This is a genomic window from Pseudomonas sp. SZ40 (assembly GCF_052958135.1).
This window is the reverse complement of record NZ_JBQWIF010000049.1, coordinates 1-15,767: the sequence shown is the minus strand read 5'-3', so window position 1 is coordinate 15,767 and position 15,767 is coordinate 1. Positions and strand designations below refer to the sequence as shown.

The 15,767-nt window shown below is 53.5% G+C and carries 10 protein-coding genes and 1 pseudogene; all 11 read right to left on the bottom strand.

What is annotated here, in order from left to right:
- Positions 1-134: 134 nt before the first annotated feature.
- Complete coding sequence (locus ACT9T4_RS24345) at positions 135-770, bottom strand: hypothetical protein (protein WP_499119380.1); 636 nt, start codon at positions 768-770, stop codon at positions 135-137.
- Between the two features lie 182 nt (positions 771-952).
- Positions 953-1,399, bottom strand: a complete 447-nt coding sequence (locus ACT9T4_RS24340; protein ID WP_499119378.1) for a hypothetical protein — start codon at positions 1,397-1,399, stop codon at positions 953-955.
- Complete coding sequence (locus ACT9T4_RS24335; protein ID WP_499119376.1) at positions 1,368-2,147, bottom strand: hypothetical protein; 780 nt, start codon at positions 2,145-2,147, stop codon at positions 1,368-1,370. Before ACT9T4_RS24335 ends, ACT9T4_RS24340 begins: the two co-directional genes overlap by 32 nt.
- On the bottom strand, positions 2,147-2,425 hold the full coding sequence (locus ACT9T4_RS24330; protein WP_499119374.1) for a hypothetical protein: 279 nt from the start codon (positions 2,423-2,425) through the stop codon (positions 2,147-2,149). Before ACT9T4_RS24330 ends, ACT9T4_RS24335 begins: the two co-directional genes overlap by 1 nt.
- A gap of 76 nt (positions 2,426-2,501) precedes the next feature.
- On the bottom strand, positions 2,502-2,921 hold the full coding sequence (locus ACT9T4_RS24325; protein WP_499119373.1) for a hypothetical protein: 420 nt from the start codon (positions 2,919-2,921) through the stop codon (positions 2,502-2,504).
- A 31-nt stretch (positions 2,922-2,952) separates the two neighbouring features.
- Positions 2,953-3,741, bottom strand: coding sequence for a hypothetical protein (locus tag ACT9T4_RS24320; RefSeq protein WP_499119371.1), 789 nt, complete (start codon positions 3,739-3,741; stop codon positions 2,953-2,955).
- The gene (locus ACT9T4_RS24315) at positions 3,734-4,048 is read right to left on the bottom strand and encodes a hypothetical protein (protein WP_499119369.1); all 315 of its coding nucleotides are present in this window, start codon (positions 4,046-4,048) and stop codon (positions 3,734-3,736) included. Before ACT9T4_RS24315 ends, ACT9T4_RS24320 begins: the two co-directional genes overlap by 8 nt.
- 265 nt (positions 4,049-4,313) lie before the next feature.
- Entirely contained in the window at positions 4,314-5,429 is a 1,116-nt protein-coding gene (locus ACT9T4_RS24310) for a hypothetical protein (protein WP_499119367.1), read from the bottom strand.
- Positions 5,390-6,514, bottom strand: a complete 1,125-nt coding sequence (locus tag ACT9T4_RS24305) for a PQQ-binding-like beta-propeller repeat protein (RefSeq protein ID WP_499119365.1) — start codon at positions 6,512-6,514, stop codon at positions 5,390-5,392. Before ACT9T4_RS24305 ends, ACT9T4_RS24310 begins: the two co-directional genes overlap by 40 nt.
- Before the next feature lie 10 nt (positions 6,515-6,524).
- Positions 6,525-12,788 (bottom strand): Ig-like domain-containing protein, encoded by a 6,264-nt coding sequence (locus ACT9T4_RS24300; RefSeq protein WP_499119363.1) that lies wholly within the window; start codon positions 12,786-12,788, stop codon positions 6,525-6,527.
- Between the two features lie 24 nt (positions 12,789-12,812).
- A pseudogene (locus ACT9T4_RS24295) lies at positions 12,813-15,767 on the bottom strand (hypothetical protein); the annotation flags it as partial.

The window sequence follows — 15,767 nt, the reverse complement described above, 5'->3', positions numbered from 1 at the left end:
CCTCACTAAAAAGGCAGCCAAATTACTTTCCACCAAGAAGCTCAGCAAGCCCATTTCCTTATCAATAACAAACACAAGTGCATAAATTCTATCCATTGAAGATAACGTTGCCGGCGTGTACCAATAGAGAGTTATCAACCAGGGAAGCATAAACAAACCTCATCCTGTAAACGCTTTAGCGAAACAGCACTAAAAGGGCAAGAGCTGATACCACCAACAACATGAGCAATAAAGAAAAATATGACCAAGCATTGATTCCAGATCTTATGATATCTAGCTCCTTTCATTTGAGCATCTTCAAGCATGCGACCTTGAGTAAGCTTGCAAACCCCACCCAGCAGAACGACAGAGAAGACAGGAAACATCTTGTCGTATGCACTCCCAGGGAGTGTAAGGAAAGAAAGAATCATCAGCGGAATGATAAAGCAACTTGTGACTACAGTACCTCGTGCCTTTGATAAAGCGCCGAGGCGGCTGTAGTTTCTGAAAATGCCATAGAAACCCGCCAGTGGAGTGCCGAATAACGTCATAAAAGCGATTTGCCCAGGCGAATACAAAAGGGTTGCTTCAGTCGCATCCGCCCCTCGAACGTGTCTCTGCTCATCACGCGACGCTTCCGTCACCACTTCATTCTGCTGAGTCGCCTTGGGGGCTATTGATTTCGAGTTACAACAACACCTATGGCGCTTGGCAAAGGCGAACGGCAGGCGACATAACGCAACCGGTTCAGCGGAGGCATCAGGCGCATCAAGGGAAGTGGAAGCCGACATTGCACAATCCATGTGTGACAGCGACGGGATCACCGGCCAGAAAGCCCGGCGGCAGTGCCAGACTGATACTAGCTATAAGATGGCAATTAAATCACAGGTCAAGGGAATAATTCGTGCGGGAGTGCGCAGGGAGCGGAGACAGATAGTCCAATACGCACATGGGTTTCCTGCCCTTGAAGTGCCTAGCCAGAGATCTGAGCAACTTGGCCATCAAGATCTAGCATGAACAGAAGCAGTGCCTCATCGTCAAAAATTTGCTCCTCCCCATCGACAAAGGTTGGCGCCAAACGCCAACCCTCATGATCAAGGCTAATGATGCGCAACACCTCTCCAGATTCAAGCCAGAGCAACGGGGAAAATACAGTACATCCAGCAGCTTCTAGCGCCCCAATCAGCTTATAAACAAGAGAGTAATCAAGCTCAACGCCACATCCTGCTTGCACAGTACGCTCATCCAGTCGATGGAGTAGAACCGGGTCATTGATAGGCTCCAGCGCCCGATACATTGACCTCCACTGCGTGGCAACGTCTTCCGCAAATAAAGGCTTATACACTCCAAAATTCAACTCAAACTTTGCGGACGCTGAAGCCACCTCGTTACGCAGCAGGCAGTAGAATGCGCTTTCCATCAAAAGTTATCCGCTCAGCTTCACCGACCGACTCATAGACGCTACCGAAGTATGCCTGTAATTCCGGAGCGAAGTCACATCCAAAGAACCTACGGCAAAATTCAATAAACCAAGGATCTTCGTAGGCCGACAGTTCTTCCGCTGCGCCGCTGAAAAGCGTGAACAGAAATTTGCTAGCGCCATCATCAAACTGCTCTGCGTAACGCTCACGCAGAGCTGCGTTAAAGTTTTTTTCGATATCCGCAAACAAAACTGGGGTCAAACTTTCGGCAGATTTACCTTCGTATGCCAATAGCCAGAATACGCCCTTCAAGCGACGCTGCACCTGATCTTCTGCTGCCAAATATATTCGCTGAACATACGCAATCATGCTCCAGCGGTCCAAAAGCAGTGAATATTCTTGGAGCTTTCCGACCTTTATAGGAAAGTCCATCAAATCAGTAATAGTCTCGACCGTATGCCTTGAACCAAATCCGTCAAAATATCCTTTAAATTCCTCTTCATTAACACGAGGCGCACAGAGGCACAGCACCAACGGGGCAAAGGCCGGCGTCATACCTTCGCCTCCTTCTTTCTGCAAAGCCAGTTCACCAGTGAAATGAAGAGTTTTCAGACGCGAATCAAAATCTTTAGACGAACGCCCAACGAATCGCTTACAAAATTCGGAAACCTGATTGTAAAGCTCACGCCGCTCTGGAGACTGGGCATCCTCTAGGCCTTTATATACCTGACAAATAATCTCTGACATCAATCATCCTCCGCACATATACCTGCTCGTTCCGCGACAGTTTCGGCCAAGCCTTTGCCCCTTTCAATTCGCTTCTCGACAGCAGTATCTTCGAGATCAAGCCCAACAATACGCGCCACCACAGATAAATACTCTGCCCATTCCTCATACACCTCATAAATCGAGCCAGCCTTCTTATAGAAAAAAGCCGGTGTGGTGTATTCGAAAACGAAGCCGGGGCATAACAGCAGGAAGTAGCGCCTGCAGTAGATCAGTGTTTCGCCTTCAAATGCCTTCACTTCTGTTCAATAGCCAATGGCATTCATTGCTTTTGCGACCACCGGCCGAATGGATAGTCGCCATTGTGCAATACAGTCAGAACAGTTGTGCTTCGCGGCGTAACCAAACGATCAAATCAGCGTCCTCAGAGAAATCATGTTTTACCGGCGTATAAATCAAGCAGACTTCGGGCAAAGTTTGCACCAAGAAAACTTCCTCCTGCTCAAGGCAAACCGCACCGATTGGCACTTCAGCGCCCGTTGCCAATAATGGTTCAACTAAAGAAGCCAACACCGTAGGATCAAAGTCAATACTCCACCCCACCAACAATGTCCGCACGTTCAAAAATCTCAACACCGCTGGCCAGGGCGCGAACTCCAGAGCGTCATAAAGCGCCTGCCACTCCGGCTCTACATCCTCGATGAACACTGGTTTATCAGGGCTCAAATTCAAAACCACTTTTCTCAACAATTCATATCGCGAACTGCAGACCAAGACATAAAAGGCGGTCGCCATCGCTCACACTCTCCTTGGCGGGATCTACAAATCACTGGGTAAGGCTAGGTACGAAAAGTCTATCGCCTTGCCAAAGAATCCGCTGACCCTCGGGTATGGCCTGATATACCTCGTCGCAGAACTGCAAAAAGGCCAGATTCAGGTCGCGCCGCACGAAATAGCGTTGGCAGAACTCGATGAACCAAGGGTCGAGATAAGCGTCCGGAAGCTCCGCCCTTCCTTCAAATAAGATATTTAGGTTTTCCCTTACATAGCTAAAATTTTCACCAGCTGTAAAATGCATTGCATTAGAAAACTCAGCATTACATCTTTCAAATATCTCCACACCTAAAGAATAATGCGCCCCACCTTTAAAACAAACAGCCGAAAATATAGAGTTCAGGAAAAGCATCAGATAATCAAGATCCAAAGCCTTATCTTTTTCAGGGTGACTCTGTTCATACTCATCAATGGATCGCAGTATCAATCCCCACCGTTCACGCTGCAGTGGGTATCTTTTTACAGAGCGCCCGAGGTAGGTTCGCAACATATAAACCGCACGCCCATTACCATAGCCCTCAAAACGCTCCTGCACCTTTACATAATACTTCAAACTGGCCTCTGGCAAGCTCATACAAATATAAAACACCTCCATACCGTCGAAATTGCCGTAGCCTTCCAGCTCGCCCAGGAAGAACAGGCGCTTAAAAGCCTGAGCAAAGCTGCCCGGCATATTGGCAAAGTGATGCTCGGTCACTTTCAAGATATCGGTATACAACACCTTACGCTCCGGCGTTTTCAGGCCCACTCCGGCCGGAAAGAACTCACTCAAGTCAATCATCGTCGCACCTCATGTCCAGATCAATAGCGAAGTCCTTACCGATCTCCTCGATCCTTTTGCGCAAATCGTCGGGAAGATACTCTTCCACGTCGATATTCAGTTCCATTTCGGCCCTTGGCAGAAATTCCAGGTAATCGCTGACTTTATCCTGCACATCGTTGAACTTGTCCGTCCAGCGCCGTGCGGTTTTCAGGTTGTCGATAAAGTCCTGCGAGAATCCGGCTTTTTTCAGAATGATGTCCATCAAATAATCGTCGATATCGCCAGTGGCCTGGTCGAAGAGAGGATTCTCGAAGATCTCGTTCATCTGCTCGGTGCTGAGCGTGCCATGGATCGGCGCCGTCTTGCTGGCCGGCGCCGTACCGGGCTGGAACTTGCGTTCGGTAAAGGCGCTGTCGCGCCGGCATTCGCATGCGCTACATCAGCCGGCCAGCTTAGAAATTGTTTATATGGGCAGAAACTGGCCTACGCCAGAGCAACCAATGGTGCCCCTAGATTAACTCCGGATTGTTAAGAGCGATTCGACTAACGCCGAAGAAAAGCGTGTTTCCAATTCCCCACTAAGAGCGCATTTAGCTCGAAGGCACGAGCATGATCAGCATGGCAACCAGCGGCAGCATGACCAATAACGAAACAACGATAACAAAGCATTGGTTGCCAACCTTATGGAACTTGGCACCGTTATCTTGAGCTTCTTTCAACATGCGGCCCTGAACGAGTTTGCACATCCCCCCCACAAGAATGGCGGACAGAATGGGGAACAGCCTGTCGTATCCACTACCCGGAAGGGTCATGAACGTAAAGATGCTCAACGGAGCGAGAATACTGCCGACAACCAGAGTCATTCGAGCAGCCGATGCTGCACCCTGGGTCTGGTAATTTCTGAATATGGCGTAGAGTCCGGCTAGGATAGTGCCAAACAGCGTCATAAAGGCGATTTGCCCAGGAGAGTATAAAATCGTCTTCTCGACCGGGACTTCGCTCACGTTTATCTTTTGTTCATCAGAAGCCTTCTCCAGAGCCTCACTTGGCTGGCTAACCTCGGGGGAGTACTTGCTCTTCAAGTAGTCGAGGTAGTCTTCGCCAATCTGCATCCTGTCCTTGATCTGTCCCTTGGATACGCCCCAGACAATGGGCGAAATGGACTCGTCATCCACTCCGTAATAAATTTCGTGACATAGATTGAGAAATGCCTCAGTCGCTTCTTTATTTTCCGCCAGATAACGGCATACCAGCAGAACTCCCCGCTTGGGCGTACAGGCCAAAAGCCTCGGCGAGTCCAGCAAAGCATGAGCCTCCTGCATCCGCTCTGGGAGTAACAGGCATTCGGCGGCATTAAAATCGCCCGCAAAAATCAGGACATCTCCATTGCCGCCGTCAGTATGATTCCAGTCTAGATAGGCGAGCCGTTGGCGCAATGCGGCGAATGACTGCTCACGGATCGTCTTGATTCTCTGTAGGTTCGACTCAGTTGCGGGTAGGAATGCCACATTATTAGCTTGATCCACACCATAGGCGATTAGGGGAGCGGCTGAACTTGCCTCAACGCCTTCATCGGGAAGAGGAGAGACAAGCGAATTTTGCCCAACAGCCAAGCGTGCCCATTCAGCAGACTTAAGCAAAGGTATGATGTCTATCGCCATCATTATCAGGCCGGCCGATGCGGAGAAATGTAAGGTTTCTTCCATTTATAACAGGCAATATGGCCACCAACTTGTGAATAGACCAGCCAACCCTCTCCAGACTGAATGTTTTTACATGGCAAGCGGCTTGCTGCCTCCCACAAATCCTCACCTGTATATCTGTCCCAAGCCACAGGCCTATCATTTTTCACACCAAAAACCATATCCCCACTAATACACGAACCACTAAAACTAACATTAACTGGATATAACTTAGCCCACCGAACCTCCCCTTGTTTCATGGCGATACAAATAGCGCCCCTAGAGAAACTAAGCACAACATCATTATCAACACAACTGATATCACTCACAGACAAATTCGAAAAAACCAAACCGGCCTCAGCTAATTTCCCAGCAACTAACTCCGCACGCGAATACTCAATCCTACTGACCACAGCAAGATCATTAATATCAATAACAGCAATCAGCCCTGCACAATGCACCAAAACGAGGTCGCCTCGCGCAAAATACTTCACATCCTCTTGAGCATCACGCGCCCCTAGCAGATCTGAAAGACTCAATTCAAAAACAACAGCAGCTTTCTCTAGCGAATATATAACTAAGCTCAAATCCGCTTTAATTCCACAACAAAGTCCTGACCCAACAACACAAGCATCCTTAAGATCCAAATCAAGATGACCGACCACACCCCAACTATCAACATCTATAACATCGAACCCCTTATCGGGCGCCTCAAGAAAATCAACGGCGCGATAAAATTTCTCCCCATAAACAAAATTAAACGAAAAGCCGCCCCAACGATTAAGAGCAATATAATCCCCAGTCTCTATATACACTGGAGATAAATCACTCTTTCTAAAAACCCCTCCCACACCTCCACTCACACTAAGATAGTCCCCACAATCATGTAAGGTGCTAACCCATCTCGCATTATTCACATCATCATAAGAAACCTCTTCAGAACCAATAAACTCATCGAGATTTATTCGCCTCAAGCAATTCAGCAATCCATCATCACAGCGGCGCTCATACCAGACATAAAGAACGCGGCCATCTAAAACACAACTAGCATAATCGCAATTTTTTTCAGCCAAGCGAAATTCTATTTTTTTATTTGGTATACCACCCATATCACCTCCTCTATTTATTCAGCGGCTCAATCAACAAAGAACCAATATTAAAGGTAACATCCTTATCGCAATCAAAGAGCGGATCAACCTTTATAGGCTCCATAATTTTTCTGCACACATCTCTGATTGCCTTAATTCGCTCAGTTACATATGGAATATTAACGGAGCCGTCCGCCCCATGGAAAGCAGCCCCCGTCCACTCATAATGTAGTACCGGCTTACCATCCAGCCATTTCCCATCACGCACGTCATTAATAATCTTAGTCTCCAGATGTTTTTCAGCTTGCTTCATCACCCTTGACACGCCATACCCAGAAGAACTAGTTAGATTCTTCGCCTCGATATTAAGAGGTCGACCGTTGCCAACACTCCCCAGAAGATCAAAGCCCTCTGCCTCTATATCAACGCCTTCCACACCCACCCTGCCATTATATGGAACTCGCTCACCAGACTTTAAACTACCTGGCACCACATAGAGCTCATCAACTTCCGTTAATCGACCATCCTTAGATATCCGCTTAAATATTGCAGCCTCCCCATACACCCCTCTAATGTTACTAGCATTCGCAGCGGCCAGTTGATTAAATGCTTTAACTCTATTTTCATCAGGCAAATACTTGAGCGTATCGATAAGCATATCAAATGCAGTATTCCCATCTGGCAATACCTGACTCATCTTGTCGAATCGGAATCCCCCCATTCGGGTTTTGCTCAAATCCTCCATATTGCCGAGAAACTTCAGAACACTTTCACCTTGTCCACTCTTTACAAACTCGGCAATAGTGCCCAGCGTCTGCTCCGATGCTCTCAGAGCCCCTGAAAAATCAGCGGCGGTGCCTAGCATTCTATTGCCTATATTCGACATTAGTGTTTTCTGAGCATCATTAAGTCCTGCCCGGGCTATGACTTCATCCACTTTTCCGATAAGAACGGAAGCACATACAGGCGCAGCATAAGCGCTGGATATGCCCACACTTAATGGAGTGAGACGGACATAAAGACTCTCTCGCGCAAGACCTGCTGAGCCTGGAATAAGGCATGGAGCATTACGCGCCTTCCTCAGCCGAAGAAACGCCTTGAATCCCTCTACGCCTCCTCCAACCGCCTTCAATAGCTCCCAGGCAGCTGCCGTCCCGCTGGTAATCAGCTCAATGAACACATCCTTGAAATCCACCAACTGTTGAATGGCCTGCTGACGACCTTCCTTGCCACCCAGAATATTCGCAACCAGATCAAACGACCAGCGCGCCGCGGTGCCGCCAATTCGCAGGATTTGCCCTGGATCGCTGATGAAGATTTCCTTTAGAGTCTTCTTTAGAACCGTAAGCGCGCCCTTCACTGAGATCATCGCCGCAATGGAGCCTGGCGCTCCTACACCTCCCGACCCCACGCTCACGGCAACCGTCACCAGGGTCAATGTGACACCGATACCCGCGAACGCCAGTTCGATCTTGTCGACTTCATCGAAACGGCCATGCATCCATAAATAGGTCGCTTTGGTGAGCTGCCATACATCCGAGATACTGGTCATCTCGAAGAGAAACTGTGCAGCCGTCTCAAGTGCCTCCAGTGCGGGTTTACCCATCTTTTTGAGCATTTCGATTGCTTCGGCCAATGCCTGACCATCAACGACCGCAATCCCGCCCTCGTGGGTGTTCGCGTTAACCATTCCTTGCGCGTAAGACTTCTCGACGGGACTGCCAAACAAAGTCAGGCGACTGATCACCGAGCGATAACGTAGCTCCTTGGTTTCTGTCTGCGCCACAGTCGAGTCACTCGTGATTGTGAAACCCACACGAGAGCCCAGCGTATTAAGCTTGGCGGTTCCGCCAGAGATGGAAACACGGGCCTTGCCGTCTTTATCGAAGGTAATCTGCTTCTCGGTGACGCCATCAATCAGCACCAATGATCCGCGCGAGTCGTGGATCTGGCCGAGCTTGAGCTCGTTGATATTGCCCCGGAAACCGTTTCCAACAACCAGGTCGTTAGCGAACCCCGAATTCTTCGGCACGCCCGGCGCGAAAGCGGAATCCCGCCCCGAGTCGACACCCAGCATCAACACACCATTTCTGAGCTGCAGCCCGGCCAGGTACCATCGACCCGACTCGATTGGCGTGCTCGATACTACGGTGAAGTCACCCTGGTCGGTAGATACACGAGCCTGCAGACGTGCAACTCCCTCGTCGTCCACGATACTCAGCGAATAGCCGCTCGAGTCGTTGCTCCCTTTGCGCAGTAGTACGGTACCCATCTCAAGGGACGCTGCTTTGAAGCGGATATTGGCAAAATAATCGGTGTTGTAGTCAAGGGTGTCGTCATCGCTCACCCGTAGATGACCACCATCGAACTTCAGGCTAGAACCACTGCCCAGGTAGGAATCGCTTTCATCCCAGACCACATCGCCGTTGACCTTCGCTTGCAGGCCGCCAATCGTATCGAGCCCAATCTGCTTACCCTGCTCGTCCAGATCAAGCCCCGCCATTGGAAACAGCGCAACTGGTTCTTGGTTAGGTGTAAAAAACCCGCCCGCACTCAGGCTCACCGTTGTGTTGGGCTTGCCATAAACCGTGGCATTGGTAGATTTAACAACTGCCTGAAGTTCCGATCCTCGAAGCGTTTCCACTTCGTATGCACTCTGTTCACCAGCAGCAATGGCAGCGTAATCAAATCGGATGGAGCCTTCCGGGTCAGCAGGAGCGATATTGTAGTTCAGGCTCTTGACGACGCCACCGATGTTGACTGAAACATGGCCACTCGATGAAGTCTCGTTATCGATCCTGAACTGGGCTTGTGCAGTAGTACCGTCAAAGCTTTCAGGGCCGAATATCAGCCCTGCCGAGTTGTTCCAGGCGACACTCATCGCTTCTTGCGGCGCCTGATTCAGGGTCACGGTCAGCGTACCGGACGTCCCGGGGGTAAAGTTCTGCGAGGAGAGCGAAATACTGTAATCCAGTTCTTTTTTGTTGATTGTCGTGGTCGAGCTTAAGCCCCCCGTAGATAATGTTATGTCTGTGGGCAGAGTTTCCAGGCCAACCCGGTAGTCGGCTGTAATCTGCCCCTGCGCATCGACCGACGTGGTTACTTTCTCAAGCTGTCCGCTGTAGCCGGCCAGCCAACTGACCGGGGTACCTTCCTGGACGGGGTTGTTGTACTGGTCATAAACCTTTCCGGTAATCGTGGCTTTATCGACACCCGAACTCAGCAGCTCCGAGGAGTCGCTCGACAACTCAATCCTTGTGGGAACACCGGCAACCACCGTCATGGGGCCGATCTTCAACTCCGTACCGACAGGGACGCGCTCGTCCTGCGACTCGACGACCTTGGCTGTGACCGTGTGCTTAGTACCTGCAGTCGTCGTTGCTCTCAGGGTGTTATGGAAAATCCCGTACTGGGATGTCGTGATCGAGTTGGCCAATTGGCCGCCATCGGAGGCACTCCAATGGACTTTCACAGCCTTGAGATTCTGTTCATCAGGCTGCAGGGGCAGGTAAGAAACAAGGTCGACGGAGCGGCTGTCCGCACTGATGTAATCAGTGGGCGCCTGACCTAGCAGGTCAGAACCAAACGCAAACTCCCATAGTGTGTTGGCCGTATCGTTATTGGCGTACAGGCGGAGGCTTAGATAATCGTCGGGCGAAAGTCCGCCCAAGTGCCCGATATTCTCGAATCTGATTTCCTGCGAAGCACCAATGGTTGCCTTTATTTCTTCCTCACCAAAGGCCAGCACCAAATCGCGCTCCCCCTGATAACCCCAAGAGTCCAACGCGCCAAATGATGACTTGATCAGGTTGTAGAGAATTCCTACATAGTCATTGGCACCGTCTATGTGGGGCTGAGAAGCATGAGAGATATCTGTACTGAGACCTTGCGCATCAACCGTGCGGATTTCCTTAACATTCAACTCATACAAGCTGAACTGCATTTCCGGCCGGTACTTCCACGCATAAATAGGCTCTGGCCTTTTCAGATTCAGCTCTGGGTGTTCCCTATCAGCCTTACGGTAAGCCTGGCGGGAAATCTCACTCGTTTCCTCATCATGCAGAGGCACCAGCACCGGTACATAGTTTGTAGGCCGGTACTTAAGAACTCCTTTACCTGCGCCTTCGGAAGAAAAATCAGGATTGCGGCTCTCCGGCTGACCCGCGACCTGCAGGTACAAGTGCTGCTTGGCCAATACTTTTTCAGGCAGCTGAATGACCTGTACCTGCTGGCCGGGTTTGATCTTGAACTGGGACACGCTGTTGGCCCCCACGGGGGCCAACTGATTGGCTGCAACGATCTTTGCCAGGCGGCCGGTATAGCCATAGTCCGCCAGTTCTTCGGGCAGCGGGCTGCCATCGGCGTCACGCCAGTCGCTGTAGATGGCAATGCTGATGTCGCTGCCAAGCCCCGCCCCCTCATTACCGATGAGCTGTTTCTTCTCATCGCCCTTGGTCATACCGGATTCGATCTTACTTTTGCGCTCGGCCCAGATCTTCAGATTGGGTGGGCCCATCTGAATTTGTTGGCTATTGAGGTTGATCACGTTGCCGCTGAGGCTAGACTGCAACTGAAAGGTCTTGCTGCCGATGTAGCCGGTCGGTCGGTTGATGGCGATGATGCGGACTTGCTCGCCAGCTTTGAGGTGGTTGGCGGTACGCTTCTGGAATTCTTCCTTGAAGCCACCGGCGCTCTGCCATTTGGTGAAGTTGGCTTCTCCCGTGCGGCCGGCGATGGCGTAGTAGTTCTCTGCGGAGCCACGCAACTGGATGGTGAAGCGAAAGGCGCCCTGCCCGTCATCGACGCCGGAATAGGTCTTGTAGAGTTCATCCTCGTGCAGGCCTCGACGCTCTGCCACCAATTGGCCGTTGGACTCGCGGAATACATAGATATCGGTGTCTTTGAGATCTTGCGTGGTGATGCTATCCAGCAAACCGCGATCCTTGAAATCCGCAGCGGTGTCGATCAGCCGTGTGAAGTCCGGCGCCGTCTCTTCGGTATCGGTGGGCGCGCTGTCATAACGGCTGGACAGGTAGATGCCTTGAAGCTCAGCCTCTGCCACGCTGGTGGTGACGAAAACCTCTTTGGGCTTGCCGTCCACTGTCTTGGTCACTTTCTTACCCGGCACCACAAACTCGGGTTTCTCGTCTCCGTCGAAGTCGTATTTTTCTTGCAGGGTGCGTGCCCTGTCGGATGTCTCAGCACTGTAGGCGGTCGTGTCGCCGACCTTGGCGTCTTTGACCGTAGCTGCGCCATCGATCACCATCAGGTCGACGGGGAAGTCCATGGGCCGCTTGACCGGCGTGGCCGCGGTGGCGATGACCATCGCCGCACTCAGGCTGTAGACCCCGAGGCCGTTACAGACGTCGTAATCCTGACGGGTCATGTAATACGGCATGTACGAGCCGCCACGCGGGTTGAAACGCTTGTATTGCAGCTCCAGAAAAGCCGGTGTGGTGTACTCGAAAACGAAGCCCGGGCACGATGGCAGGAAGTAATTCATGCTGTACTTGCCGTTGCTGTCGGTCAGCCCATAGCCGCCTGGGATGTAGCCACCCAGGGTGACGCCGACACCAGCCATTGGCCCATATATCTTGGCATCTCGGTCGCGCGACAGGGTGTCGGAGACCTGACCATCCTTGCCGAAAAAGCCCACGCGAAAGCCAATGGCGTTGGCGGTCTGCGCGAGGATGTCACCTTCCTTCGACAGCAGCAGGGATTTGCTCGCGGTATCGGGGGTGACGCCGTCCTTAAGGGGCAATTGCAGCAGGACGAGGTCCTTGCCGTCGGTAGTGAACAGCTCCTTTTGCGCACGCACAATCACGGTGAGCATGCCGTCATTGAGGTTGGGCTTGCTGATGGTTTCGCCAGTGACTGTCTTGAAGGTTTTACCTCGGTAGGCCGCAGCAGCCATCACTTCACCGCTGGGATAACGCTCGAGGGTGTCGCTCTTACGTTTGAGCAACGCGCGATAGGTGTCGCCAGACATGACCTGAGCACGTTCGAATGCACCCACCGCTTCGCCGATTTCGCGAGCCTCTTTGCCGCTGCTGTTGTATTCGACGTACACCGGGCGCCCCGTCGGCCCGGGTACCAGCGTTCGGGTATAAACCGCTCCGTGCTTGTAATAGGTCTGCGGTACATATAGCCCGGGAATCATGCCCAGGCTGAAAAACGCCTGCGCCGTGACTGCCCACCCGCCAAGCATCAGGCCCAATAGCAGGCCCAGCAACGATACCTTGCGGCGTACTGCGCAACGCGAACGCGGGGAGGTAGACATACGCAACATATCCATCTGTCAGTGATTCCTTGAGCCGCCTCAGCGGCTCTTACTCAAACGGTAGAGCTCAGCTTGCAGCTGACGCAGGTTCATTTGTCCTTCGGCGTAGGCCTGGAGCACGGGCTGGGCTTCGATGCCCGCCAGCGCGAAGCCGAACAGGTCGAGGTTGCCGGGCTCCAGCACGCCTTTGCTGAGGATGCGCAGGTTGTCGATTTGCCCGGCGCCCACCGGCACCACACGGCCAGCGGTGCGGTCGAGACCGACCATGACGACGTAGGCGCCGTTTTCCGGCAGGTAATCGTAGGTGTCGGCCAGTTTCAGGGCGGCGATGTCGACGTTGATCGTGCCTCGCACGTTGATGCCTGCCGGTTGCAGGGCGTACATCCAGAACGGCATTGCCATGGGGTCGACCGGGTACGGCAGCTCGCTGAACTGCAGCATCTGCGCATGCAGGTCGCCGTCCTGACGGCCATCGGGGAATTGCAGGGTGGCGTTGCCGAGGTCGAGCTTGAGCTCACCACCGAGCATGCTCAGTTGGCTGCCGCCCTTCGCGGGCACGTAGGGCAAGGTGCCGTTCAACTGAGCCAGCTGCAATTGGCCAATCTCGTTAAGCACGCCGTGCTGCACGGTGATGCTACGGCTGTCGCTACCGTAGCCGCGTGATTCCTGGCCCGGGTTGAGAGACAAGCGATAACGGCCGGCGGGAATGTTCTGCGCGGCGCTGTCACCGAAGCCGAAGTTGAATGCACCGTCCTGGTTGGTCTGCGTGCTGCGGCCGAGCTCGTCGATACGCACTTGTATACCCGCCACGGGCTGCTGCAGTTGATCCAGCACGACACCACTGATGAACGTCGGCAGCGGCCGGACGCGGTAGCGAATGCGTGCCAGATCCTGGCCGTCGTAGGTCACGTCTACCGAGACTTCAGCGTTGTAGGCCAGGTCTTTCTCCGGGTAGAAGGCGATCACTTGGCTGCCAGGCAGCTCGGCCAGGTTGCCAACCACCGCCTGATGATCGAAGTTGACGTCGACCAGTTGGTAGCCTTGGGCCTGCAATTCGCTGGTGCCGAGGCCGTCGCGGTCTTCGTAGGTTTTACCATGGGCACTCTGGTGGACGTCGAGCTTCAGCTTGCTGATATCGATGGCTTGGTTGAAGTACAGGCTGATGAAGTCATTGGGGTTGGCTGCGCGCTCGCCACTGGCCGGTTCGATACGCTCGATGGCCACCGGTATCTGCTCGGGAGTGACCACGGTGATGGTGCGGCTGCTCTGCGCGATCACTTGCCCACTTCCGTTCTGCAGTACCGCCAACAAGCGATACTGGCCAGCTTGCGCAGGCACTTGCAGGTTGGTGCTCTTGAGCGTGGTATCACCGGTTAGCGCGGCATCGGCCAGGGTGTCTCCGTTGGCGGATAACAGCAGGGCACGCGGAAGCAACTGACCACTCAGGTCTTCGATGCGCGCGGCTACCTGCAGGCTGATGGGCTCGCCTAGATTGAGCAACTCGGTGCCTTCGGTGGGAATGACCCAGTTGATGGCGGCCTGGCCGTTCAGCTCCAGGCTGTAGGCCTGGCGAGTCTGGTTGCCGGCCTGGTCACGCGCTTCGAGGCTCAGCTCGACGCTTTTACCCAGCGGCAGGCTGAGGCTGGTGGCGAAGCGGAATTCGCCAGCCGCGGCGCCTGGTTGCAAGGCCACATCGCTGCCATTGATCTGGAAGCTGCCTGGATTGGCTTCGCGCAGCGTGCCTCTGACCAGATAGGGCTGCTCGCTCACCCGGTTTTCGGCAGGCAGTTCAACCAGGGGGGTGTCCAGCTGGATGACCGGAGCCGTCTGGTCGAGGCTCCAGCTCAGGCTCTGCCGGGTTTCCTGGCCGCTACGGTCGCGAGCCCGCAGCTCGACGCTATAGGTGGATTGGCCAACCGGAATGCCAAGGGTCTCCTTGAGCTCCAGCAGTTGGGTGCCGGATTCGCGCAGCACCAAGTTGCGGCCATTGAGGCTGATGCTGTCCAGCCCGGCTTCGGCATACACCTGGCCGCGCAGGACGAAACCATTACCCGGCAACAGGCTGCCATTGGCCGGCGTAAGGCTGTCGAAGCGCGGCGGTTTGAAGGTGGTCTGTGCCGGCTGATAGGTCACCTGCACGGTACGCTGCGTGCTGCGCTGATCGACCCAGGCCTGCACCACAAGGGTGTTGGGCCCCACCTGCAGATTCACCGGTGCCGACTGGAAATCGAACTCGGTGACCTGGGCGGTATTGCTGAGGGTCGCAGCCTGGCCATTGACCAGCACTTCCAGGCGTTGCGCTGCCTTGTCGCTGCGCAGCACACCACGCACCACCAGCGTGGCGTCTTTGACCGTGGCACCTGCCAGGGGATAGCCGATACTCAAGCCGATGTCGCTGGCAACGGGCAGACGCTCGACATTGCGCACCACGCTGGCCTGATTGCCGGCCTTGTCGTAGGCGGTCAGGGTCAGCCTGTTGGCACCTTCGAGCAACGGCACGCTGGCCGTCCAGTTATCGCCTTGCAAGGTCACGGCAAAGCGAATGGTAGCGAAGCGGTCAGAGGCGAACTCCAGACGTGCCAGCCCGGCGCCAGCATCCGTAACCGTGCCACGCAGGCTGATGCTGTCTTCGTTGACGCTGCTGTTGTCGGCACCTTCGATAATGATCAGCGGTGGCACGCGATCCGGGAAGCTGGTCGCGTCGTCAGGCTTCGTACCAGCGGCGATTTCATCATCGTTGCTGACCCCATCACCATCGCGATCAGTATCGGCGTTGTCGCCTATTCCATCGCCGTCCAGATCCTTCCACTCGGCTGGATCGTTGGGGAAGGCATCTGCCTCGTTGGGCACCTTATCGTTATCAATGTCGCCATCTAGGCTATCCGGAATACCATCGTCGTCCATATCCGGCGGCACACTGCTCGCGTCATCCGGCAGCGTGCCCAGCTGAAGCTCGTAGTCGTTGGAAATACCGTCGCCATCGCGGTCAGGATC

Bases quoted from the DNA above. Each gene is read 5' to 3' on its own strand.
- ACT9T4_RS24345 (WP_499119380.1), bottom strand. From the start codon at position 770: ATGTCGGCTTCCACTTCCCTTGATGCGCCTGATGCCTCCGCTGAACCG.
- ACT9T4_RS24335 (WP_499119376.1), bottom strand. From the start codon at position 2,147: ATGTCAGAGATTATTTGTCAGGTATATAAAGGCCTAGAGGATGCCCAG.
- ACT9T4_RS24340 (WP_499119378.1), bottom strand. From the start codon at position 1,399: ATGGAAAGCGCATTCTACTGCCTGCTGCGTAACGAGGTGGCTTCAGCG.
- ACT9T4_RS24315 (WP_499119369.1), bottom strand. From the start codon at position 4,048: ATGAACGAGATCTTCGAGAATCCTCTCTTCGACCAGGCCACTGGCGAT.
- ACT9T4_RS24310 (WP_499119367.1), bottom strand. From the start codon at position 5,429: ATGGAAGAAACCTTACATTTCTCCGCATCGGCCGGCCTGATAATGATG.
- ACT9T4_RS24300 (WP_499119363.1), bottom strand. From the start codon at position 12,788: ATGGATATGTTGCGTATGTCTACCTCCCCGCGTTCGCGTTGCGCAGTA.
- ACT9T4_RS24325 (WP_499119373.1), bottom strand. From the start codon at position 2,921: ATGGCGACCGCCTTTTATGTCTTGGTCTGCAGTTCGCGATATGAATTG.
- ACT9T4_RS24305 (WP_499119365.1), bottom strand. From the start codon at position 6,514: ATGGGTGGTATACCAAATAAAAAAATAGAATTTCGCTTGGCTGAAAAA.
- ACT9T4_RS24320 (WP_499119371.1), bottom strand. From the start codon at position 3,741: ATGATTGACTTGAGTGAGTTCTTTCCGGCCGGAGTGGGCCTGAAAACG.